Source organism: Acidisphaera sp. S103, from assembly GCF_009765975.1.
Classification (GTDB): domain Bacteria; phylum Pseudomonadota; class Alphaproteobacteria; order Acetobacterales; family Acetobacteraceae; genus Rhodopila.
The window spans coordinates 1-1,349 of the sequence record NZ_LMUJ01000081.1 but is presented as its reverse complement, the minus strand read 5'-3'; the positions used below and the strand labels follow the sequence as shown (position 1 = coordinate 1,349).

Genomic DNA, 1,349 nt, shown 5'->3' with positions numbered 1-1,349 from the left:
AAGCGTCCATCGTTGTCCCCTATGAAGCGAATCGAGGGATCGTATGGATTCAGCCCTTTAGCCGTTTGTCACGTACTCCTTCGCCCGATTGCCCTGCAGATGCGTTGGTGGCGGCTTGACTTTTTCTTCGGCCCAGACCGCAACTATCAAGGCAAGAACGGGGGGACAGCCGCATGGCAAGCCGGATCAACCGAGCGATCGAACTGCTGGAGCAGGGCCAGGCGATCTATTATGACGGTCCGCACAGCGGCCATGTGCTGACCTATGAACAGGGCCGGATCGATGCCGGCACCTGGGCCGACTACATGAATGTCGGCATGGAGCATGGTGCGTTCGATATGACCGGGCTGGCGGAGTATATGCGCGGGCTGGTGGATGGGGGACCGACGCGGTCGGGCCACCGGACTCCGGCGGTGATTGTCGAGGCGCCGCTGAACGGCACGGACGAGGCCAATGTCCGGTTCAATGCGTGGCAGTTCCGGCAGATCCTGGGGCGCGGGGTGCATGGGATCCTGCTGTGCCAGGCGGAGACCGCCGATGCGGTGCGGGCTTTCGTGGAGGCGTGCCGATATCCGCATCATCTCGAAGGGGTCGATCCGGGGATTCCGTCGCCGGAAGATCGGTTGGAGGGGGCGATACGGCCCGCGGCGAAGGACGGATTGTTGGGGATTGGCACGCGCGGTCGGGGATCGGAGAACACGGCGGCGCCGGTGTGGGGATTGGCGGGGGATGAGTACATGGCTCGCTGCGAGCCCTGGCCGTTGAACCCGCGTGGCGAGCTGCTGCTGGGGGTGAAGCTGGAAAGTCCGGAGGGGATTGCTCAGGCGGATGCGATCTGCGCCGTGCCGGGGCTGGGGTTCGCGGAGATGGGGCCGGGGGATCTGAGTTTGTCGCTGGGGTCGGTGAAGCTGCTGCGCGACCCATATCCGCCGGCGATGCAGGCGGCTCGGGACCGGGTGTTTGCCGCGTGCCGGCGGAACGGGATCGCGTTCCTGGAGGGCTGCCGTCCGGAAAACATCGTCGGGCGGTTGGATGAAGGCGTGCGGGTGATCTCCGGCCACAGTGAGGAGATGGCCCGTATTGGCCGGGCGCATCAGAAGCGGGCGATGGCGGTGTAACGGGCGTTAGGGCTCGCCGGGGAATAAGCGAATTGTCCGGCGAACGCCGCCGGCCTCTCATCGTCATGGTGGGCGAAGGCCCGCCATCCACGCCTTGCTGTGTAGGTCTCGGAAAAGGCGTGGATGGCGGGCCTACCAGGCTGTGTGAAAACCTCAGCCGTCCGCCGGACCACACCGATATCGATCTAAATTGTTCGAACTGATCGGTAAATCAACATACAAGCCCGGTTT

At 64.3% G+C, this 1,349-nt stretch carries 1 protein-coding gene; it reads left to right on the top strand.

The features are described from left to right. The first annotated feature begins 173 nt into the window (after positions 1-173). A complete protein-coding gene (locus GSQ89_RS27425; RefSeq protein WP_158931283.1) occupies positions 174-1,118 on the top strand; it encodes an aldolase/citrate lyase family protein in 945 nt (314 codons plus the stop codon). Positions 1,119-1,349: the final 231 nt, after the last annotated feature.

Coding starts and splice junctions, on each gene's coding strand:
- GSQ89_RS27425 (WP_158931283.1), top strand. CDS start 174: ATGGCAAGCCGGATCAACCGAGCGATCGAACTGCTGGAGCAGGGCCAG.